Annotated in this window: 13 protein-coding genes; 12 read left to right on the top strand and 1 reads right to left on the bottom strand. The window is 40.4% G+C overall.

The features are described from left to right. The first annotated feature begins 22 nt into the window (after positions 1-22). Both I6J03_RS01745 and I6J03_RS01740 read left to right on the top strand, forming a co-directional pair. A complete protein-coding gene (locus tag I6J03_RS01745) occupies positions 23-1036 on the top strand; it encodes a PorP/SprF family type IX secretion system membrane protein (protein ID WP_003007813.1) in 1014 nt (337 codons plus the stop codon). 27 nt (positions 1037-1063) lie between these two features. After that, positions 1064-3031, top strand: a complete 1968-nt coding sequence (locus tag I6J03_RS01740) for an OmpA family protein (RefSeq protein WP_003007810.1) — start codon at positions 1064-1066, stop codon at positions 3029-3031. Positions 3032-3312: 281 nt separating this feature from the next. On the opposite strand, the gene I6J03_RS01735 is transcribed toward I6J03_RS01740, so the two are convergent. Beyond that, positions 3313-3936: a 7-carboxy-7-deazaguanine synthase QueE gene (locus I6J03_RS01735; RefSeq protein ID WP_003007808.1), complete on the bottom strand. Its 624-nt coding sequence runs from the start codon at positions 3934-3936 to the stop codon at positions 3313-3315. Between the two features lie 208 nt (positions 3937-4144). On the opposite strand from I6J03_RS01735, the gene I6J03_RS01730 reads away from it, so the two are divergent. The 10 genes from I6J03_RS01730 to I6J03_RS01685 all read left to right on the top strand — a co-directional run bounded on the left by I6J03_RS01730 (position 4145) and on the right by I6J03_RS01685 (position 23070). Beyond that, entirely contained in the window at positions 4145-7762 is a 3618-nt protein-coding gene (locus I6J03_RS01730; protein ID WP_003007804.1) for a DUF7507 domain-containing protein, read from the top strand. A gap of 393 nt (positions 7763-8155) precedes the next feature. Continuing rightward, positions 8156-9913, top strand: coding sequence for a glycosyl hydrolase family 28-related protein (locus I6J03_RS01725; RefSeq protein ID WP_003007800.1), 1758 nt, complete (start codon positions 8156-8158; stop codon positions 9911-9913). A 659-nt stretch (positions 9914-10572) separates the two neighbouring features. Continuing rightward, positions 10573-13734, top strand: coding sequence for a SusC/RagA family TonB-linked outer membrane protein (locus I6J03_RS01720; RefSeq protein ID WP_003007798.1), 3162 nt, complete (start codon positions 10573-10575; stop codon positions 13732-13734). A 25-nt stretch (positions 13735-13759) separates the two neighbouring features. Then, positions 13760-15466 (top strand): RagB/SusD family nutrient uptake outer membrane protein, encoded by a 1707-nt coding sequence (locus I6J03_RS01715; RefSeq protein ID WP_003007796.1) that lies wholly within the window; start codon positions 13760-13762, stop codon positions 15464-15466. Between the two features lie 279 nt (positions 15467-15745). Next, entirely contained in the window at positions 15746-17671 is a 1926-nt protein-coding gene (thrS, locus tag I6J03_RS01710) for a threonine--tRNA ligase (protein ID WP_003007794.1), read from the top strand. A 47-nt stretch (positions 17672-17718) separates the two neighbouring features. Further along, positions 17719-18252, top strand: coding sequence for a translation initiation factor IF-3 (infC, locus tag I6J03_RS01705; RefSeq protein WP_002993963.1), 534 nt, complete (start codon positions 17719-17721; stop codon positions 18250-18252). Positions 18253-18295: 43 nt separating this feature from the next. Beyond that, the gene (rpmI, locus tag I6J03_RS01700; RefSeq protein WP_002993964.1) at positions 18296-18496 is read left to right on the top strand and encodes a 50S ribosomal protein L35; all 201 of its coding nucleotides are present in this window, start codon (positions 18296-18298) and stop codon (positions 18494-18496) included. 99 nt (positions 18497-18595) lie between these two features. Continuing rightward, complete coding sequence (gene rplT, locus I6J03_RS01695; RefSeq protein WP_002993965.1) at positions 18596-18940, top strand: 50S ribosomal protein L20; 345 nt, start codon at positions 18596-18598, stop codon at positions 18938-18940. Between the two features lie 194 nt (positions 18941-19134). Beyond that, positions 19135-20373 (top strand): hypothetical protein, encoded by a 1239-nt coding sequence (locus tag I6J03_RS01690; protein WP_003007791.1) that lies wholly within the window; start codon positions 19135-19137, stop codon positions 20371-20373. 60 nt (positions 20374-20433) lie between these two features. Continuing rightward, the gene (locus I6J03_RS01685) at positions 20434-23070 is read left to right on the top strand and encodes a DUF3857 domain-containing protein (RefSeq protein ID WP_003007789.1); all 2637 of its coding nucleotides are present in this window, start codon (positions 20434-20436) and stop codon (positions 23068-23070) included. The last annotated feature ends 32 nt before the right edge of the window (positions 23071-23102 follow it).

Genomic DNA, 23102 nt, shown 5'->3' with positions numbered 1-23102 from the left:
ATTCATTATACAGCAATACAAAATGAAATACGGAAAATATGCAGTGATTACTATAATAAGCCTGTTGGGACTGACAAAAGTCAGTGCCCAGCAGAGCATACAGTTCACGCAATATATATTTAACTCGATGAGTGTCAATCCTGCCTATGCAGGGTACAAGGAAGAGTGGTTTGCTCAGGTAGGACTGCGCAGTCAGTGGACAGGCTGGGAAGGAGCTCCGAAGACAGGAACTGTTTCTATAGATGGAGTGTTGGATGCACAATCCAAACGGCATGGTGTGGGGTTGAATGTAACTTCAGATAAATTGGGGGCACAATCCGCCACGGCTATCTATGCAAATTATGCTTTCAGATTGCAATTGGATGATGAAGATACACAACGGCTGAGTCTGGGTATAGCAGGAGGTGTGACACAGTACAGTCTGGATGGAAATAAGCTGGATCCGAATGATTATAATGATCAGGTGATCCCGCGCGGAAAAATATCCGACTGGGCTCCGGACATTCGTTTAGGTGTATATTACTATAATCCGAGATGGTATGCAGGTGTCTCTGTACAGGATCTTTTCAACGGCACTAATTCCGGATCAGACTATCGTTTTAACAGTACCACATCTGAGAACCTGTACCGTACTGTAAGTGGATACTTCATTGCGGGAGCTTTGTTTGAATTAGACAGAGGTGTTCACCTGAGACCTAGTATTCTGGTGAAGGAAGATTTTAAAGGACCGACTTCATTAGATGTAAATGCCATGTTTGTATTCAATAGCAAATTCTGGATAGGAGCAGGGTATCGTACCAGAGCGAAGATCTTTAACCGGACATATCAGGATAAGTCAATAGATAAACTGAGTGCTACAAATGCAATAACAGGAATCGCACAGTTCTATGCAACAGAAAAACTGCGTATAGGCTATTCCTATGACATGATGATCAATCGAATGAGCGGTCTGCAGAACGGATCACATGAGATTACGCTTGGACTGACATTTGGGCGCAAAGCAGCAAGTCAGTACTTAAGCCCAAGATTCTTCTAATTAATCAGTATTAATGAATCACAAAGAATGAAACGGAATATCATGATAAAATCAACTTACCTGAACAAACTGTTAATCGCTCTGCTTATCTGTGCTGCCGGAATTTCTGAAGCAAAGGCACAGGAACAAGTGAGTAAGAGAACAACAGCGGAAAAACTGTATTATCAATATGAATACTATTCAGCATCACGTATATATGAAAAACTGGTAGATACCAAACGTCCGAAGGCTGAGGATATGGAGCGTCTGGCAACCTGTTACTTCAATATGAATGAATATAGTCTTGCCCGTAACTGGTATGCCCGGGTTGCTGAAGAAGGCAAAATATCAGATCAGTCTCAACTCAACTATGCTGATGTGCTCAAAAAACTAGGAGACTATGCGGCGGCAAAGAATCAATATAAAGCCTATGGTACAAAAACAGGCAAAGAAAGTGAAGTAGAATTAGCCATTCAGGGTTGCGATTCGGCAATTGTCTGGATGCAGAAACCTACCGTACACAAAATCAGAAATGAACAGCAGATCAATACGCGTTTCTCTGACTTCAGCACTACACCAATCGGGCAGCAGGTACTCTATGTAGGAGAGCCTATGGGATCCGACCAGATTTCCGGACGGACAGGCAGAGCATTCCTCCGAGTATACTCCGCAACAAGAGATAAGGATGGAATAGCATTGATCTATCCGAATGTGTTGCCCGATGTCTTTAACAGTGCACCATATCATGTCGGTCCTGTAGCCGTAAATAAGGATGAGAACGTGCTGTATGTAACACGTACCTATCCTGGAAAAGATACGGAACAACAAAAGTCAGGTCCCTACAGTTTCAAAAAACACAATCTTGAAATTAAGATATACACAAAGAATGGAGATAGCTGGAATGAAACTGATTTCCCTTATAACGATACCAAAAAGTATGCAGTAGGGCATGCAGCATTGAGTAAGGACGAGCAGACATTATATTTTGCATCCAATATGCCAGGCGGATATGGAGGTGTAGATATCTGGTATTCCATACGACAACCCGATGGAACATGGGGACAGCCGGTAAATGCCGGAGCTGAAATCAATTCCGCAGGAGATGAAATGTTTCCTTCCGTATTTGAAGACCGGTTATACTATTCAAGCAATGGATTTCCGGGGATGGGTGGTCTCGATATATTCAGTGCAGTAGGTAGCCGGTCTTCATTTGCAAACCGTCAGAACCTTCGTTTTCCTGTCAACTCTGCTTCAGATGATTTTAGTTATGTCCTCTTAGGTGACAGCCCTGAAGCACGATACGGATATTTGTCATCCGATAGATTAGGAGGTGTAGGTCTGGATGATATTTATTCTTTTTCAGCAATCAAACCCAAAATTACCATTATACTAAAAGGTATTGCCCAGCATCGTACAACAGCAGAACCCCTGGAAGATGTACAGCTTTCTTTATTAAGTGATGGAGGGAAAGTGGTGTCCCGCAAACTGAGTGCTGCGACAGGTGTATTTGAATTTCAGTTAGAACCCGGTACAGCCTACCAGTTGATGGGTGAAAAATTGAAATTCCATGGAGACTCCGTTAATATTGCAGCGCTGTCCCCTCAAAAAGATACCACCATTCAGGTAACACTAAGGCTTCAACCTATCATAGAAAAAGGAACAACATTTATCCTGGAAAACATTTACTATGATCTGGACAAATATAATATCCGGGCTGATGCCAAACCGATCCTGAATCAACTGGTGAATACTCTTCGGGATAATCCAACTCTCAAGATCGAACTATCCAGTCATACAGATAGCCGTGCCACGCATAAATACAATATGAAATTGTCTCAAAACCGTGCACAGGCTGCCGTAGACTATATTATCAGCAGAGGTATTGCCCGAGATCGTATTGTCGCAAAAGGATATGGCGAAACCAGGTTAGTCAACAAATGTGCTGACGGTGTTAAATGTTCTGACGAAGAACATCAGGCAAACAGAAGAACAGAAATCAAAGTATTGGAATATTAAGGTTATTACTCCTCTGATTCCCATTTCATGAGTATTTTCCCCCGATTCCCTCTCCTTAAATAAGAACAGGGAATCGGAGAGAGGTTCCATGTCCTGAGATACATAAATTGACTGGAATTTAAGAAACCCGTTAAATACAATAAAAACAAACTGTTTTCATCGCCCGTCTGTCCTGTAACAGGAGACGGGCGATTTTTGTATACGACAGGGCTAAATAAACAAATGTTCCGACCCTCTGGATAAAGATCGGAACATTTGTTTGTCTGTATGTTCTTTCCCGGTTATGGGATATTAAGATATTTGTGCGTTTGAAGGGAAATTTCCCATTTAGGATTTGCCATCACATAATCAATGATCAATGGCGTCATCTCAGCAGCCTTAGACCATTCCGGTTGAAGATACAATTTACAGGTATCATTGACCAGTCTGGCGTGTTCTTCAGCCCATTGAAAGTCACTTTTATTAAATACAATCACTTTTAATTCACCTGCATTAGCCAGTACATCAGGTCTGGGAGCTTTGAATTTTTTCGGAGAAAGACATATCCAGTCCCAGTGTCCGCTCAACGGATAGGCTCCTGAAGTCTCTAAAAAAGTCTGTATGCCCGCATTCTGCAATTGACTGGTCAGATAATCCAGATTATAAATCAAGGGCTCTCCGCCTGTCACTACGACCGTTTTAGAAGGATGCACGTTTGCATGTTCTACAATAGTATCAGCTGCAGTAAGCGGATGCAACTCGGCATCCCAGCTTTCTTTAACATCACACCAGTGGCATCCCACATCACATCCGCCTAAGCGTATGAAGTAAGCTGCTTTGCCGGTATGATAACCTTCTCCCTGTATAGTATAGAATTCTTCCATCAAAGGGAGTTGCTGGCCGTTTTCTGGAACTTGTAGTGACATCTTTTGAAATTAAGACTGCAAAGGTAGGCTTTTTTTCTTAAGATACCAGCCTGTGTTTTTTGGAGCAGTAGGCTTCATAAAATTATGACATATGATAGACAGGTAATTAACTTTTTCATAAAAAAATATTTCTTCTTTCTTGAACATATTAATTTGATGATTGTTATATTTAACATAGTTAGTACCCATTACTAAAACTCTACCTACAATGAAAAGCAAAGGATATTTTCCATTGTTTTTATTCCTGTTTATGATCCTGTGCCCGCTATTGCTGTGGGCTGACGGATCAAAGGATCTTTACCCGATGGGGGTGAAAGGGAACCGTGCGTACCTGATTTCCCGGAGTGAGAAAGAGGTAGGGACTACAAGTTTTCCTTTTTTTACACTTGGAGCACATTATGTATATGTACAATCAGGTGAAACCATTGCGGCAGCTTCCAGTGCACAGAATATAGGCGAAGGCAGGATCCGGCTGACAAGCCCCGGCGGAAAAAAATATCTTTCAACAAAAAATAATATCGGTAAGATTGTAAATAACGGAAAGGGATCACGACAGGCTGAAATATCCGGTCCGCGTGTAGGATATGCCCCTTATGAAGTTAAAGCAACCGAAGAAGGGGTTTGGAAAGTTGAATTTATATCGCCAGTGGGAGAGTTTACTGAAAATTTTGGCGATCCGAATATCCCGGTAGTTGCAGCCAATGGCGATTGGTCACAGACCTGGGATACCAGTATTGCGGCCTGGGATATTTCAGTGAGAGATGAAAAAGATGAAAACTGGATTTCAGGAAGAGTCTATACCAATGTGCTGAATCTTCATCTCAACAGCGGACAGATGGCCAATAAACAAGGAGCCTTCTATGGTAAATACTTCGTTCTTACACATGATGCATATGTGTACAAAGTTGACGGTAACGGTAGCAACGGTATAGCATTTACTTCATTTGTCAATAATATGGGATTTCTGGATGATGAGGGTAAATCTTTGTACAAAAGTCTTGACTACATTCCACAGGTGGGTTCGGGAGATGTGCAGGATCCGAGACAAGCCGATGCCAACGGACATATTACCCATAAGATATTATATACCAGGCCTGATCTGCATATGCCTGCTGAAGCTGTGGCTGCAGTGCCCGAGCTGAAAACCTGGCTGATCAAGGACAGACCTCAGCCAGTCGTTTCTGATATTTCACTTATAGGATATGAAGGAACAGAAGGGCAACTCGGAGCCAAAGGAGCACATATACTGTTTAAGAGTAGTGAGACTGCCAAATATAAAGTAGTGTTGGAAAGGACAGGCGATCAGACGCAGTTATTGACCGAGTTTGTATACAATGCATCCGCAGGCCTGAATGAAATCTATTGGAATGGCATCGGGAAAGACGGACAATTTGCTCCGAATGGTGAAAAATACCCTTTAACTATTCGTATAGAACTAATACAGGCAGAAGTTCATTTTCCATATATGGATATGGAAATCAATCCGAATGGTATTTTGCTGGAACGATTAGATAAAGAGATGAATGAAGTAGAATCCGATATTGTCTATTGGGATGACAGTGATATCCAGGAAGGACTCCATTCGGAAAACAGCAATCCCAGAGTAAACCTTAGTGGCTTAAGCAGTCATATCAACGGACATCGCTGGGGGACTTATACTAATCAGACCTCGCAGCGAAATACCAACACAAACTATGGCAATTACAGTTTTGGAAATGAAAAAGCCATAGATACATGGGCCTATGCATTGACTCCCAATCAGCAAATCACTATAGCACTCACTGTCAAAACCGCAGATCTCGAAATCACATCACTGGAAAGCCCCGATAGGCAAATAAATAAAGGTCAGGAAGTAACCTATGTGCTCAATCTGAAAAATAATGGTCCTTCAGATGCACCACATGTACGCTTCAATTTTGGTCTTCCTCTGGGATTTGAGATAAATCATGTAGAACTGGGAGAGGTCGTAGCAAACATTGGTTACGAGGAAGCAAATCAACACAGCAGCCTGTTGAATCTGGCCAGCCAGGAAGAACGTATCGTAACGGTGAAGGCGACAGCTTTACAGGAACCGGAGAATACTATGGCGATTCACGCCGTAGCATCCATTGTACGAAGTGCAGATATGATAGATCCGGACGCTACTTCTAAAGATCTGGGTGTAAAAGAACCGTTAGATGCAGAAACAGAATGTTTAGGGCAGGGATGTAATAATATCCGTCTCCACAGAGAAGTGCTCTGGAAAACTACGCCGGTATCAAAAGCAAAAATTGCATTAGTAAAAAAAGCACAATTTATCGATGTAAATGCAGATGGCTATATGCAATCCGGTGAGATGCTGCGCTACCATTTTGAAGTTATTAATAATGGTGATGAAGTATTAAAGGATATTCGCATCTACGATCCTATGCTCAGTTCCTCAGGTTTAAGACTGACCGCGGATCTGCAGCCCGGACAGTCAGGAAAGATTTCTGTTGATTACAAAATAAGTGTAAGTGATTATAATACAGGCTCAGTTGTTAATTCTGCATGGGTAGAAGCTATTGCGGACGCAGGTATTCAGGTAAAAGATATTTCAGGTACATCGCACGATAATGACGAACCGACTATTACGGCCATTGTACATAAGCAAGCCATATACCTTAAAAAAGAAGTAACTAACAAAGGAACCCGAAAAGATGGGCTCTTTGGTGCAGGCGATCTGATGGAGTATACTTTTACAGTTTGGAATCAGACAGATACAGCTTTGACACGGATATCACTTCAGGACGATATGTTGTGGAAAGAGCGACAAATCCTGCCTATAGAACAGCTGAAAAGAGGAGAGCAGTATACATGGAGTACATTCTATACCGTCACAGAAGAAGATACGGATAAGGGCAGTATAATAAATTCAGCAACTGTAAGCGCGAAACTTATTCATACGGGTCAGGAAATCAAGGATATCTCAGGCACTTCCTATGACAATGATCAGCCTACAGTAACAAAGGTAAGTAAAAGACCAGTTGGGGTAGAAGATATCGTGGTGATAAAGCAAAACCAATCTGTACGTATTGATGTTCTGGAGAATGATACAGAAGGCAGCCAGCCACTATTGCAACATACTTTAGAACTGGTGAAAGAGGCTGTACATGGTGAAGTTACACTGACCAGAGACGGACAATTTGTATACCGCCCTTTTGAAAATTATGTAGGGACGGATGAATTTCTTTATACAGCGACGGATGATAATGAATTAAAAATGTCTCCGACAGCAGTGAAGATATTTGTAAATCCGACAAAGCCTGTGGCTGTCGATGACTATATAATCGGAGAGTACAATAAAGATCTGACGATAGCAGTTCTGTCAAACGACAAAAAAGATGACAGCGAACTGGATATCCACAGCATCCGGATCGTGAAAGATGCACAGCAGGGCGTGTTGACGATCAGTCTCGGACAGATCATATACCGTGCAAAAGAAGGGTATACAGGCAAAGATTCCTTTACCTATCAGGTCAAAGATCTGAATGGTAACTGGACTAATGAAGCAATAGTAAATATGGAAATATCCGGATTTTCGGTTCCTAATGTATTTACACCGAACGGTGACGGAGTAAATGACGTCTTTTCTGTATTAGGCACCGGCTATTACGATCGTATCTCACTGTCTGTCTGGTCCAGATCAGGTAAAGAAGTGTATTCAAGCAATGATTATCGAAACGACTGGACGGGTGACGGAGCTGAAGATATGACCTATTTCTATGTCGTACAGACCTACAAAAACGGAGTCAAACAAACCCGAAAAACAGGTTATGTGTTGATTACCCGTAAACCGGTGAAATAAAGAGTTTTTTATATCATAAATGTACTTACTCTTCAATATTGTAAGCCTGACTTCTCTTATTATTCTATGGTGATGTTTTTGTTCTAAAACTGTATCTAAAACGTTTTCGTAAAAAAAAATAGAATTGAAAATTATTTTCCCCTACTTTAGTTTTACCATTTATAAATGCGGTATTGATTTTCTGAGTATTAATATGTTCTGTTGCATGAGATTGATTTAGTATAATATAAGTTTTACTTCTCTCTTCTAATCTGATCCGTTTTTGCATCATTACGTATGGAAACTCAGTAAGTATATTACAACACTAACTAAATTTTATTAACACACACAACTATTAATACAGTAAACCTTCTCAAAACCATTGAAGAGATTGTTGCCTGTACCCAAAAAATTATGAAACATTTGAAATTAGTTTATTTGTTATTGGCTGTGCTTTTAACAATATCATGTAAAAATGATTTACTGGTAGACGATGACCCTGCTTCTGGTATGAAATTGTCACCTAAAGAAATGGCAATTACCCCCGGTTATTTACCATTACCTAATGGCTCTTTTGAAGACGGGACAGGCAATACCTTTACAAACTGGTCTATACTTAACGGAGCTTCCACGCTTTCAGCCACAACAGTGCCCGCAGAAGTGTACGAAGGTAACCGCGCGCTGAAAGTGGTGAGTACCGTCAGTAACGGACAATCCAATGCATGGAAAATACAACTCGCCTCCGTAAATCTTGCAACCGTATCGGGCTCGGATTACCGTATCCGTGTATGGGCAAAAGCAACGGGAGCAAGCACCAACGGATTTCGGTGTCAGACGAGGGGAGGCACCACACAACTTTTGTCGCATAAAACAATTAAGACTTCCTGGGGATTATATGAGTGGACATTTAAGGCAGCGGCAGATTCTACAATGATCTTGTTAGATCTGGGAGCTGATGCAAACACCTATTATATAGATAATGTATCTGTCAGTGAGGTGTCTGCCTCAGGAGCCTATTCTGCAATATGGGGAGAGAATGGTGAGTTGTGGGATAAATCCCGAATTCCGGATTTTACAAATGCCGGATATAGGAGTGGTAATCAGTCTATTCCAGATTATCCGCAAAGCATAAATGTCACCAGTTTAGGAGCCGTAGGAGATGGTGTGACGGATAACACCGCTGTATTCAAGATAGCTATTAATCAGTGTGCTGAGAATGGTACCATTTATATACCTGCCGGAAAATATGTATTGAAAGATACACTGATGATTAAACGGAGCGGTATCAATATTAAGGGTGCGGGAGATGCGACTATACTTTATTTTACCAAAGGACTGGAAGAGCTTTATCCCAGGTATAATGTAGCAGGTTCTCCTAATCAGTCAGCCTGGTCATGGGAAGGTGGTATGATCACATTTTCCGGAAATATCAGCGGATCCGGTATCCAATCCTTAAAAATCGAGTTTCCGGATAATGCATGGGCCGGACACAATTTTCATGAACGGGCTTACAACGCTATTGGCTACACAAACAGCGCACATGACGGATGGGTCAAAAATGTAAAAATGAAAGGCTGTGATATTGGGATCTGGATAGGACGAACATCACACCATATCACTGCAGAAGGCTGGACGCTTGAATCCGGTCCTGTTAGAGCTGCAGGTACAAAAGGTGTCGGACATCATGGCGTAAATATTTATGGAGGATATAATTTGTTGCAGAATTTTGAATTAAAAGGCAAATACCATCATGATTTGTCTGTTGAATCTTCATACAGCCTATTCAATGTATTCAGAAATGGAAAGGGTACAGATCTATGTATAGATCATCATAATCATCAGGTACGGAATAATCTGTTTACGAATCTCAATGCAGGAACAGGTACCCGTCTCTACACTTCAGGTGGAAATGATACCCCTGCTGGCATCAATATTAACGAGACATACTGGAACATTACAGCTACCAATAATCTTTCTTATAATTATATGGGATATAATACCAGCGGAGCCAAATCTAAGAATAACGTTGCAATAGGAATCAAGACAACTTCTGGTTCAGCTCTTCCTAATGTAGATAATAACTGGTACGAAACGATCAATCCTCAATCATTATATCCAAAAGATTTGTATGTATCACAGATGAAGCTGGTGAAAAATATAGTTGTTAATTAGATCATAATCTTAATGAATCAGCACATAAAATGTATTAACATCTTAACAATGGCGTAAACATTTCTTTCGTGTAATATTTAAATCAATCTGGAACTCCAGTTTTGGAGTTTCAGATTTTTTATTTTGGAACTTAGCCTGCCGAATCAGATAATATAGTCAGTATAGAATAGACTATAAAAATATGTTGTAAAGGTTGTGTTGATTTCAAGACACGTTCTTTATCATTACTACAACGTTTTCGTTAATATAGTTGTTTGTTTCTTTTGTTTTGATCTTGTGAAATTTTAGCTTTAGCTATAGCAATAGCCAATTGTATATCAATCACTAACTAGAGATATCACAAATTCAATTTTTGCAAGTATAGTTTTGAATAATATTTCTGAATACTTTGAAATATTGTAACGAAATGGAGGGGATAAAGAAAAATAGTATTCAGTATTTGTTTTGCAACCGGTTGCAAATTCTGAATTATTGTTTTATGAAAGCTAATTAAACTTCAATAAACATATTTAAATCAAATTATAGGAAAGTGTCAAAATGCTAAAAAAATAGTTGCTCTTACCAGGTAGGTGAACTATATCTATTATGCAATTGATTGGCAGCAGGAAGTATGAGTGATTTGATGCCAATATATGTTTTAATCCACCCCAATTATAATTATGAAAACTAAACTAAATGCGCCGGAATGCTACGATTTCCTCTTAGTGAAAGTGAAGTTGTCGGCGGTAAAAAAAATCCTCAAAACGAGAAAAGAGCTGATACTTCTCTGTTTAATGATAGGTGTGAGTCTGACTTCTATGGCACAGACCTCTATAAGAGGAATTGTCAAAGATGAAAGTGGAAATGCGCTTTCCGGTGTCAGTGTAAAAATCAAAAACACAAATAACGGAACTTCTTCTGATGAAAATGGAAATTATTCGATAACAGTACCCGATAGAGATGCGGTTCTTGTTTTTTCTATAATCAGTTTTTCCCCTCAGGAGATTCTTCCGAATGGGCGAACAACACTTAATGTAACACTGACTTCAACACAAACACAACTTGATGATGTAGTAGTTGTCGGATATGGTGTCAGAAAGAGACAGGATGTTACCGGAGCTATAGCAAAAGCCGACCTCTCCTTACAAAAGCAGTCTCCAAACGGAAACGTGATGTCTTCTTTGAGAGGAACTGTTCCGGGGCTAACCGTAGGGCAGGTTACTACTGCCGGAAGTGATCCTTCGATTATGATCCGTGGTCGTAATTCTATTGCCGGTACCACATCACCATTAATTGTACTTGACGGATTAATCTATCGGGGTTCTATCACCTCTATAAATTCCTCAGATATTGCCAGTATAGATCTTCTTAAAGATGCGAGTGCCGCTGCAGTATACGGTTCGCAGGCCTCCAATGGGGTTATATTGATTACCACTAAAAGTGGTTCAGGTGCACAGGACAAAGTTACTATAGACTATAGCGGATCTGTATCATTTCAGGAGATGACAAAGAAAGATATGCGCCCCGTTTCCGGAGCAGGCTTTATCCAGAAACTCGGCGACTGGTACCTTTCGGAAAGCCGTGATCCGAATGATATGACTCAGATGAACCCAAAATGGGATCCATCGACTAAGCTGTCGGTGATTGAAGCGGACAATTACAAGAATGGATATGAAGCGGACTGGTGGAAATTGCTGACAAATTCTTCTCCCAGAATCCAGAATCACAACATCGGAATAAGTGGAAGATCTCAAAAAATACGCTTTTACTTAGGTTATGGTTATTTTGATCAGAAAAATCTGGTTAAAAATGATAATTACAACAGAAACAGTATCCGGCTCAACCTGGAAGCTAAAGCACTGGACTGGCTCACGGTAGGCGCGCAAACCGGATTAACAATAAATAATTACAGCGGAGTGTCGCCCGCATTTACAGATCTGATCTACTTACGGCCTTATAGTATACCCTTTGACCCCGTTACGGGACAGCAACTCGAGTTTTATCCACAAAGTACAAATCCGACACAGTTGGAGATATTAAGAAGATCGCGCGATTCTGACAAAAACTTAAATCTGATCGGTAATTTTTATGTCAGCGCAGATATCCCTTATGTCAAAGGCTTAAATTACAGGGTCAATCTGGGGAATAATTATATTTATGCCAACCGGTTTAATTACAATGCGCCCAATGTAGAAGCTACTGCATACAAAAGGTATATGACAGATTATTTCCTCACACTGGATAATATCCTGACCTATAAAAGAGACTTCGGCAAGCATGGTGTAGACGCCACTCTGCTCTATGGAGCTGAAATCAATAAGCATGATGGAACGCAAACAACAGCCGGTGGAATATTAAACGGTGTATTAGACTATGACAGGCTGGATGTAGGAGATCCGTCAAGATTGTCTGTATCTAACGATCTTCTTTATCTGCCATGGAAAGAACAGGCGCTTTATCAGATGGCCAGATTATCCTATTCCTATAACAAAAAATATATACTTACCGGTACAGTCAGGAGAGACGGATTCTCAGGTTTTTCAGATACAAATAAAACGGCTGTATTTCCTTCAGTTGCATTTGCATGGCGTATGATTGATGAAAATTTTATCAAGTCAGTTTCGCAGATTAACGATCTGAAACTGCGTATTTCGTACGGAGCTACCGGAAACCGGACAGTCGGCAGATACCAGACCCTCTCACAATTGAATGTAGGATTGAGCAGCGGTTATTTATATGGAAGTGGTGCAACAGCTCAAGCTGGTTCATATCTCGGGCAGTTGCCAAATCGGGATCTTAGATGGGAAACAACTACTTCACTTAATACCGGGGTAGATTTCGCATTATTTGACAATCGTCTTTCAGGATCTTTGGATTTGTATTTCTCCAATTCTAAAAATCTACTAAATTCCATAAGCACCCCCACTATTACCGGGTTCTCCAGTTATCTTATTAACATCGGTAAAATCCAGAACAGAGGCCAGGAATTAAATATAAATGGTGTACCGATCGCTAAAAAAGACTTCAGATGGGAGGTAGGTGTTAACTTCTTTAGGAACAGAAACAAGGTACTGGATATCGATGGAACAAAAAAAGACCTGATAAACGGATCTGATCCTATTCTGAGTTTCTTTATAGGACAGCCCTATGGTGTAGTATATAACTATAAAATAACAGGCATGTATCAGTTAGGTGAGGAAATTCCTGCACCGCTGGCAGCACAGGGATTCAAAGCTGGTCAGTACAAGATTGAAGATGCCAACGGAGATGGCATTATTACCACTGCGGACAAGCAGATATTGGGTAAGCTGGATCCTTCCTACAGTCTGGGTATATCCAACAGTTTCCAATATAAAAATATTCAGTTGAAATTCTTTATCAATAGCATACAAGGTGGTAAAAACGGATACTTAGGCGCTCCGGGCATCATGCTGCAAAATCCGGACAATATCCGGAATAATAATGCATTTGCATTTGATTACTGGACACCTAATAATCCGGATGCCCGTTATAGAAGTATAGCGGCCTATGTGCCTACTCTGGGAGAAAATTTTGGCCCGTATATATCCAGAAGTTTTATCCGGCTACAGGATCTGACATTGACCTACAGCTTGTCCGATAAACTTATCGAACGTATAAAAGTCGTGAAAGCTCTGAACGTATATGCCAATGCTCAAAATTTGTTTACGATCACCAACTGGGATGGATGGGATCCGGAAGCAAATTCTCCGGCTTCGCAACGGTCTTCCCTTGGTCTGCGTATGCCGGGGGGGATGGGGTTGGATGCTAACGGATATCCGGTTATGAAGAATTATTCATTAGGAGTGAACATCACATTTTAAAGTTCTACAATTAAATTGTTTAGTAATGAAAAAAATTAGATTAGTCATATTTCTTTTTCTGGGAATCGGAGTATTCTCCTGTAAAAGTGATTTTCTGGACGAAGAGTTATTGTCCATATATACGCCTGATAACTCACTCCAGAATCAGGTGCAATTCCAGCTTGCAGTAAATAACCTTTATAGCGATGTTAGAAACATCTATATGGGAAATATAAATCTGGATACCTATTTCGGACTTTATTATGCGACAGATTTTGCGTACAATGCGACAGATTATGAACCCGCCGCAAAATTAAATGCTTACAAAGCTACTATGGTACCCAGCTATTTTATACCTCAGAATATCTGGACAAGCCTTTATAAGATTATTACCAATTCCAATCTGATCATCAGCAGAATACAGAATGCCACTCAGGTACCCGAAAGCACCCGTAACAATTTTTTGGCTCAGGCATTGTTTTTCAGGGCTTATTCGTATAATATGCTCGCTAATTTATATGGTGGAGTACCTTTGGAGTTAAATGAGTTGAGTAAACCCCGTTATGATTATGTAAGGGCTACCAGAGAACAGGTGTATACACAATGTAAAACAGATCTGGTGACAGCGGTAGGATTGCTGGGTAATATTAATCAGGTAACGGACGGAACGGTCAATAAACAGATTGCCCAGCATGTACTGACCGAAGTCCTTATATCATTAAAAGATTATGACGGAGCGATAGCCAGTGCGTCAGAAGTAATCAAGTATTCCGGGGTCTCCCTGATGCAAAACAGATTTGGCAGAAGAGCGGACAAACCCGGAGATGTGTACCGGGATTTGTTTGAATACGACAATCAAAACTACAGTAAAGGCAATCGGGAAGGGTTAATGGTCATTCAGACAACCTTAAATAATGCAGCTTCTGTAGGTGATGTAACAGCCTGGGCGGTCGTACCGTCTTATCCGGGTGTTCGAATTACTGAGGCCGCTTCGGGTACCCGTATGCCCATCAAATCCAATGGGAGATTTGCCAGCAATATCTCTTCAAATGGTATTGGCTGGATAAGACCCACATCACACTTCTTATATGAAATATGGACTCCGAATGATATTCGTAACTCTGCGTATAACATAGTAAGGGATATCAGGATTACAGGTGTGCCGACTAATTCTCCGGATTATGGAAAATGGTACGTAAAGGATGGTTATAAAGCCAAAGTTACACCACAGGACTTCAGAGATACGATTCGTGGATTTTACCCTGTGATCAGGAAAACCTCTCCTGCATCAGAAGATTTTGTAGCGGCGGCCGGACCTGCGATGGTTACGAATGTAATGGATGCTTTTGATGGCTTTTATCTCAATGGGTCACAGCGGGTATCCATGCAAAAATATATGGCACGCCTTTCTGAAACTTATCTTTTAAGAGCGGAGGCTTATCTGGGGAAAGGGATTACCAATCTGGCGGCGGACGATATTAATGTCATCAGAAAAAGAGCAAATGCTCCGGAAGTTTCACCTGGAGATGTAAATATCGACTATATTTTAGATGAACGGTTAAGAGAACTTTATATGGAAGAGTTTAGGGCAGTTACACTAGCTCGTCTTGGCAAGTTGTATGACAGAACTCATCGCTTTAATCCAAAGTCTGGTCTTTCCATAGAACAATATCACAATCTTTGGCCGATTCCTTCTAATGAAATCAGCTCAAATAAAGATGCTGTATTACAGCAAAATCCAGGATATAATTAATTGTTGATAACATTGTCCATAGCGATTCAAAGATTATGGACAATGTTACCGAAATATCTGAACAAAAACCGGCCTGTGAGAGCCTGTTACAATAGTGTAATGAACTTTTTTGTATGAAAAATATACATTCCAAAGGCTGTTAATACAGCTTTTTTTGTTGGTTAATTTTCAGTACCTTTGTAATCTAATTAACAAAGGAGTGGTAGGGTAAAACTACATAGTCGTATATGTTGTCCTGCCGGCTTCTATATTTTATTAAACATATAATCATACTTGTAAATGATTAAAATTACATTACCTGATGGCTCCGTTAGAGAATATGAAAAAGGAACATCAGCAGCTCAAGTAGCATTGTCCATTTCTGAAGGATTAGCCAGAAATGTATTAGCAGCCGAAGTAAATGGCGAAATCTGGGACGCTTCACGTCCGATCGAACAGGATTCCTCCCTTAAATTACTTACCTGGAATGATGACAAAGGTAAATCAACCTTTTGGCATTCTTCTGCTCACTTAATGGCAGAAGCATTGGAAGCATTGTATCCGGGTGTAAAATTTGGTATTGGTCCGGCTATTGAAACAGGATTTTACTACGATGTGGATTTCGGAGATCGTGAATTTTCATCAGATGAGTTTAAGCAGATCGAAGATAAAATGCTCGAACTGGCAAAACGCAAGGAAGTATTCGAACGCAAAGCCGTTTCCAAAGCCGAAGCACTGGATTATTTCACTGAAAAGGGTGATGAATACAAACTTGACCTGATCAAAGATCTGGAAGACGGAAAGATAACGTTCTACTCACAGGGTGATTTCACCGATCTGTGCCGTGGTCCGCATATTCCGAATACCGGATTTATCAAAGCTATCAAACTGACAAACGTAGCCGGTGCATACTGGCGAGGGGACGAGTCACGCAAACAATTGACTCGTATATATGGTGTTACCTTTCCAAAAGCTTCTGAACTGACAGATTACCTGAAGTTCATCGAAGAAGCGAAGAAACGTGACCATCGTAAATTGGGTAAAGAACTAGAACTTTTTGCTTTCTCCGAGAAAGTGGGAATGGGATTACCTTTATGGTTGCCTAAAGGAGCCGCACTTCGTCAGAAGCTGATCGACTTTATGCAACGTGCTCAGTTGAAAGCAGGATACGAACCTGTCGTGACACCACATATCGGACACAAACAGTTGTACGTGACTTCAGGTCACTACGAGAAATATGGTGAAGATTCATTCCAGCCGATCAAGACTCCGGTAGAAGGAGAGGAATTTTTCCTTAAACCAATGAACTGTCCGCACCACTGTGAGATATACAAAACAAAACCACGTTCTTACAAAGACCTGCCGGTTCGTTTTGCGGAGTTTGGAACAGTGTACAGATACGAGCAGTCCGGAGAATTACACGGATTGACACGTGTACGCGGATTTACTCAGGATGATGCGCATTTATTTTGTCGTCCCGATCAGGTAAAAGAAGAATTTAAAAAAGTAATTGATCTTGTACTTTATGTATTCGGGGCATTGGGCTTTGAGGACTATATCGCACAGGTATCTTTACGCGATCCGGAAAACAGAACCAAGTATATCGGTTCTGACGAAAACTGGGTATTGGCTGAGCGTGCAATTATTGAGGCTGCAGACGAAAAAGGATTACCTACTGTCGTGGAGTACGGTGAAGCCGCATTCTACGGGCCAAAGCTTGACTTTATGGTCAAAGATGCATTAGGACGTAAATGGCAGTTGGGTACAATTCAGGTCGATTACAATTTACCTGAGCGTTTTGAGCTGGAATACACAGGTAGTGACAATGCAAAACACAGACCTGTCATGATTCACCGTGCACCATTCGGGTCACTGGAGCGATTCATCGCTGTATTGATTGAGCACTGTGCGGGTCGTTTCCCGTTATGGCTTGCCCCAGAGCAGTTTATCGTCTTGCCAGTGTCAGAAAAATATGAAGAATATGCACAAAAACTTTTAGAATCGTTAAATAATTCCGATATTCGCGGTCTGATTGACCTTCGTGATGAGAAAGTCGGTCGTAAGATTCGTGACGCTGAAGTGAAAAAATTACCTTATATGTTGATTGTAGGGGAAAAAGAAGCAGAAAGTGGCACAGTTTCTGTTCGTAAGCACGGGTCAGGAGACGTTGGTTCAATGACACCCGAAGAATTTAGAGAAGTATTAATTAAAGAAATAACCGTTTAATTTTCAAACATTTGGCATTAAAAAGACCCAGTGGACCTCGTCCACCAATGAGAAAGAAAGAACCAGATCACCGCATTAACGAACTTATCCGTGTGCCTGAGGTACGCTTGGTAGGTGATAATGTGGAGCAGGGAGTTTTTCCTACACGCAAGGCTCTAGAATTAGCTGATGAATTGGAACTTGATTTAGTGGAGATTTCGCCAAATGCTGTTCCTCCGGTTTGTAAGATAATAGACTACAGTAAATTCATTTACGAGCAGAAGAAAAAGCAGAAAGAAATCAAAGCTAATGCAAAGCAGACTGTAATCAAGGAGATCCGATTCGGACCTAACACGAGTGAGCATGATTTTGATTTTAAATTAAAGCACGCCATGCGCTTTTTAGAGAGTGGCGAGAAAGTAAGAGCTTATGTACACTTCAAAGGACGTGCAATCGTACACAAAGAAATGGGAGAGATCCTGTTGTTACGTTTTGCGCAGGCCCTGGAAGACTATGGTAAAGTAGAGTTACTACCCAAACTGGAAGGTAAGAGAATGTTCCTGACCATAGCGCCAAAAGCGGCAGCAGCACCAAAAAAATAGTATAACAAGAATCTAACAGATTGATATAAAATTTATAAGTATTATGCCAAAAGTAAAAACCAATTCCAGCGCTAAGAAACGTTTCAAGTTGACTGGAACAGGTAAAATTGCAAGAAAAAACGCTTTCAAAAGCCACATCTTGACAAAAAAGAGCACAAAACGTAAACGTAACCTGACACAAACAAGTTATGTATCTGATGGCGATATGGGCAACGTAAAACGTATGCTTGCTATCGGAAAATAAGTTTTATTCGATTTTAATTAACAATAATTTTTTAACCGGGTACAGGGTTGTAAGTACATTGAAAAACATGTCGCCTTTTACCAAACTAATTTTAAAAATATGCCACGTTCGGTTAACGCAGTAGCTTCGAGAAGAAGACGTAAAAAAATCCTTAAATTAGCCAAAGGCTATTATGGATCACGTAGCAAAGTATATACTATTGCTAAAAATACAGTAGAAAAAGGTTTACAGTACGCTTACCGCGACCGTAAAACCAAAAAACGCGAGTTTAGAGCTTTATGGATTCAACGTATTAACGCTGGATCTCGTCAACACGGAATTTCGTATTCTCAATTGATCGGAAAATTGAATGCTAAAAACATTGGTTTAAACCGTAAGGTTTTAGCTGACTTAGCTTTAAATAATCCAGACGCTTTCAAAGCAGTTGTAGACGCAGTTAAATAGAGTTTTAAACCGTTATCAATTTGTTAGATATTAAAAGGGACCTTCAGGTCCCTTTTCTTGTATGTAAATTTTATTTATCTTGCGTCCGTTACCAATTATTATGAATGCTGAAGTAAATCCGAAATTTTGCCGGCAGAGAAACACCGGCCGGGCGAACAGCACTAAAGAATTAACAATAATGAGTTTTTCCGGATATGAGGCTTAATACTTATCTAAAGGGAATTATCTTTTCCTTTGTTCTCGTTATTTTAGGTACTGTAGCCAGTTGTAAGCGTGATGAAGAGCCGCTTAAACTTCCTCTTGAGGAAAGTGAAAATCCCAATGAGCAGATATTAAGTATGGAGCCATTTCGTGAAGTTATCATAAATGCTGATGTGGATGGTAATTATGAAGGCCAGCTGGATCCTGAACGTGTATTTTCGTTGTCACAGGATAGAAAAGCATATTGCCATCCCGATGTTCAGTATTTTCCGCAAGGATTCAGAGGCTACAGATACTGGATGGTATTTACACCTTATTTCGGTGCGGTATCCGGATTCTCCAAATATTCTGCATTCGAAAACCCCACAATAGTAACATCCAATGACGGCATCAACTGGGATGCACCTGCAGGCGTCAAAAATCCTTTGATTAAATGTCCTTCTCCGCAGGAAAGCTTTAGCGGAAAACCGGATGATGAGGATGCACGGGGCTATTGGTCCGATGTAGACTGGGAATTTTATAATAATAAATTTTATCTCTATTACAGATCAAGCTGGGTTTCAGCCAGAGCACTCCAGTCCCGCGGTAGTAAAAGCGCTAATAATGCAGCAAAGCTCAGCAAAGGCAATCCTCAGCGTGCCGTACTCAGACAGACATCTGATGACGGAGCTAATTGGTCGCCACTCGAAGTGTGCTATACCAGTGACGAACCGGCTACCCCACAGAACAACTTCCTGTTGTCTCCAACAGTATTACACAGTGGTCGTGAATTTGTAAGCTATGAAGTCCTGAATAATAATCTGCCGGATAAATTTCCCGGCAATAAGGCCTCCTATATTCTGAGAAGAACTTCTGCAGATGGAGTAGATTTTACGAACTATAAACAAGGACAATGGGTACAGTTTGCGAATGAACCCTGGCTCAAATTAAATGACCAGTATTCGCCATGGCATGTACAGGCTTGTATGTATGATGACTATTATTTTCTGATTATCAATGTAGGTACAGTAAAAAAATCAATGGGAGATGCTCTTTACCTTGCCTATTCCAGAGATGGTGTGAATTTCAGGGTGTGTAAAAAAGCGATAGAGGAACATAACGCTTACAGATCCTGTGTTTTTCCTGTTTCATCAGATAAAAATACGATATATCTTGGGGCTATGGTGGCCAATACGCAGGGACACTTTAAATATACCGAATTGAAGATACGTAAGGATAAAATGATAAATTAATACCCACTTTATCTGATCTCCGCAAAAATTTATTACTTTTGAGTAAATCAATTTTTAGCCATGTTCCCAATCCCACTAAGGCATATTTTATTGTCTTTTGTATTCTTTTGTGTTTTACAGATATGCATTTCTGCTCAGGTTCCCCGTATCTATCAGGAAAATAAACCGGTATGGATCCAGAAATCTTCAAAATCTCCTCAGAAGATAAATCAACGGGATATAGAAGCCGGATTTTTATACGAGAGTCTCGATTATCAGGTTCATATAGAGCAAAAGATAGTATACTCAAGACAAGTGAAAGAAATTGTCAGTACAGATGGTGTCGATCAGGCCGGACAGATATATGTCTCCTTTTCTCCGGATTATCAAAAACTTTTCTTTCATGAAATCCAGCTTATAAGACAGGGTAAGGTACATAATAAACTGGATCTTAGTAAATTTAAAGTAGTAGCCAACGAAACTGATCTCAGCAGGTTTTTATATAACGGGACCTATGCAGCATACCTCATTCTGGACGATTTGCGGGTAGGGGATAAGCTGGTAATTTCTTATTCTCTGAAAGGGTTTAATCCTGCAATCAGCAATAAGTTTGCAGATGATTACTATTTTCAGGGAACAGAGCCTATTGCACTCAACCATGTCAATTACATAGCGGCCAAAGAAAGACCTGTTAAGTTTAAGACTTTCAACGGACAGTCAGATCCCCGTATTGAGCCTCTCGGTCAGGGCTTAATGAGTTATTCCTGGGAAGAGACAAATCTGCCCGTCATCCATAGCGAAAACTATGAACCTTACTGGTATTTTAATCATAAGTACATTCAGATCAGTGATTATCAGAGCTGGCAGGAAGTGGCCGACTGGGCTGGTAAACTAAACCCTGTCGTGACCACAAATCCGGGAGAAGCGCTGAAAAATAAAATAGAAGAATTCTGGGCACGAAGTAAAGGCGACGCATACAAGTACCTTGCACTGGCCACCCGGTTTGTACAGAATGACATCAGATACATGGGAGTAGAAGTCGGGGAATATTCACACCGATCTAATAACCCCAATAAAGTTGTCGAACAACGCTATGGAGATTGTAAGGATAAATCTATGCTTTTGGCTACATTCTTAAAAACAAAAGGAATAGATTGCGAACTCGTATTAGTCAATAGTTACAACAGATACAAGCTTAATGATTTCCTGCCTTCACCATGGGTATTTAATCACATGGTTGTAAAGGCGACCATTAATGACAGAGCACAGTTTATTGATCCTACATTCTCTAATCAGGGTGGCAATATCCGTGATCTGTATTTTCCTTTTTACGGCAATGCATTAGTAATCAAAGCTAAGACGCAAATCGAGGATACTCCCCGGGATGTTAATGGTAAAACAAAGGTGCTGGAACAATATAAGTCTCTGGATAGCAACCGGGCGCAGTTGATCGTCAAAACAATTTACACAGGATATCAGGCAGACAACAACAGGGGTATGCTGAATTCTACTTCCAGAACAGCATTGGAAAAGAATTATCTGGATTACTATACCAAACTTTATCCGGAGATCAAACGTACAGACACTGTAAAAGTAAAAGATGACCGGGAGAAAAATGAGATAGAAATAATAGAAACCTATGAAATCAGCAAATTTGCAAAAACAGAGGATGCAACGAAGAAAAAGTATCTTACTTTTTTTGCAAGCGATATGTTCAGTCAGATCCCGGCTGTAAACAGTAATCGGAAAGCACCTGTTTCGCTTAATTTTCCCTTTACAGCCGAATATGAAGTGCAGTATATCAGCAACAAAGCGAAAGATATACAAGATGCACCTGTTTTTATAGACAGAAATAGCTATACCTTTGGCAAATCCGTAAAAGTGGATGGAGATACATTAAAGATGAACTTTCAGCTGGCTATTCATGAGCCTTCTGTAGCTATTGATAAAGTTCCGGAATTTATGGAAGACTTTAACAATACCGAAGATTTGTTTTCCTATTCGTATTACATCAATGATAATGGCTCTATCGGATATACAAACGGAGGAATATCAACGGTATCCTGGTTTGCCATATTGATAACCTGCATTACATTAGCATCTTGCGGATTTATTTTTTACAAATGGAATAAGAAAGAGGATAAGATCCGGTTAATTTATGATGCAGACTACGTACCTTCAATAGGAGGCTGGCTGGTTCTTCTGGGACTTGGTTTAGTTGCTTCGTTGTTAAGAATAACCGTTGACTTTTTTACAATAGGATTCTTCTATAGTCAGTTATGGAGTGCCTATGATATTTATGGGGTATCACAAGGTATCGTATTCAGGCTGTTGGTAGCATTTGAACTGATCATCAATCTGCTGACCATGTCTTTATTGGTATTTACTATTTACCTGTTTTTCAGGAAAAGAGATATTTTCCCAAAAGTAGCCTTGTTAACCATAGGAGTTATGTTTTTCGGACCGGTTCTGGATCTGGTTCTGATAGAACTGAGCGGACTCAGGATTCCGGAGGAATCTCCTGAGTCATATACGGAGTTGATCAGAACGATGATCTTCGGAGCGATATGGTGCAGTTATCTGGTAAAATCAGATAGAGTGAAAGAAACGTTTGTTGTTAAATACAGAAACGAAGAGGCTGCTCCCACAGCAGTAGAAGAGGTCGTTCAACAAGATAATCCGGATGCAGACAACAATGAGAATATTAAAGAACTATAAATTAAATCGTGGTCTGCTTTTTGCGGACAACA

This window comes from Sphingobacterium spiritivorum, assembly GCF_016724845.1.
Classification (GTDB): domain Bacteria; phylum Bacteroidota; class Bacteroidia; order Sphingobacteriales; family Sphingobacteriaceae; genus Sphingobacterium; species Sphingobacterium spiritivorum_A.
Note: the sequence above shows the minus strand (reverse complement) of the source record. Positions and strands in the feature narration are given on the sequence as shown.

Bases quoted from the DNA above. Each gene is read 5' to 3' on its own strand.
- I6J03_RS01745 (WP_003007813.1), top strand. From the start codon at position 23: ATGAAATACGGAAAATATGCAGTGATTACTATAATAAGCCTGTTGGGA.
- I6J03_RS01740 (WP_003007810.1), top strand. From the start codon at position 1,064: ATGAAACGGAATATCATGATAAAATCAACTTACCTGAACAAACTGTTA.
- I6J03_RS01735 (WP_003007808.1), bottom strand. From the start codon at position 3,936: ATGTCACTACAAGTTCCAGAAAACGGCCAGCAACTCCCTTTGATGGAA.
- I6J03_RS01730 (WP_003007804.1), top strand. From the start codon at position 4,145: ATGAAAAGCAAAGGATATTTTCCATTGTTTTTATTCCTGTTTATGATC.
- I6J03_RS01725 (WP_003007800.1), top strand. From the start codon at position 8,156: ATGAAACATTTGAAATTAGTTTATTTGTTATTGGCTGTGCTTTTAACA.
- I6J03_RS01720 (WP_003007798.1), top strand. From the start codon at position 10,573: ATGAAAACTAAACTAAATGCGCCGGAATGCTACGATTTCCTCTTAGTG.
- I6J03_RS01715 (WP_003007796.1), top strand. From the start codon at position 13,760: ATGAAAAAAATTAGATTAGTCATATTTCTTTTTCTGGGAATCGGAGTA.
- thrS (WP_003007794.1), top strand. From the start codon at position 15,746: ATGATTAAAATTACATTACCTGATGGCTCCGTTAGAGAATATGAAAAA.
- infC (WP_002993963.1), top strand. From the start codon at position 17,719: ATGAGAAAGAAAGAACCAGATCACCGCATTAACGAACTTATCCGTGTG.
- rpmI (WP_002993964.1), top strand. From the start codon at position 18,296: ATGCCAAAAGTAAAAACCAATTCCAGCGCTAAGAAACGTTTCAAGTTG.
- rplT (WP_002993965.1), top strand. From the start codon at position 18,596: ATGCCACGTTCGGTTAACGCAGTAGCTTCGAGAAGAAGACGTAAAAAA.
- I6J03_RS01690 (WP_003007791.1), top strand. From the start codon at position 19,135: ATGAGGCTTAATACTTATCTAAAGGGAATTATCTTTTCCTTTGTTCTC.
- I6J03_RS01685 (WP_003007789.1), top strand. From the start codon at position 20,434: ATGTTCCCAATCCCACTAAGGCATATTTTATTGTCTTTTGTATTCTTT.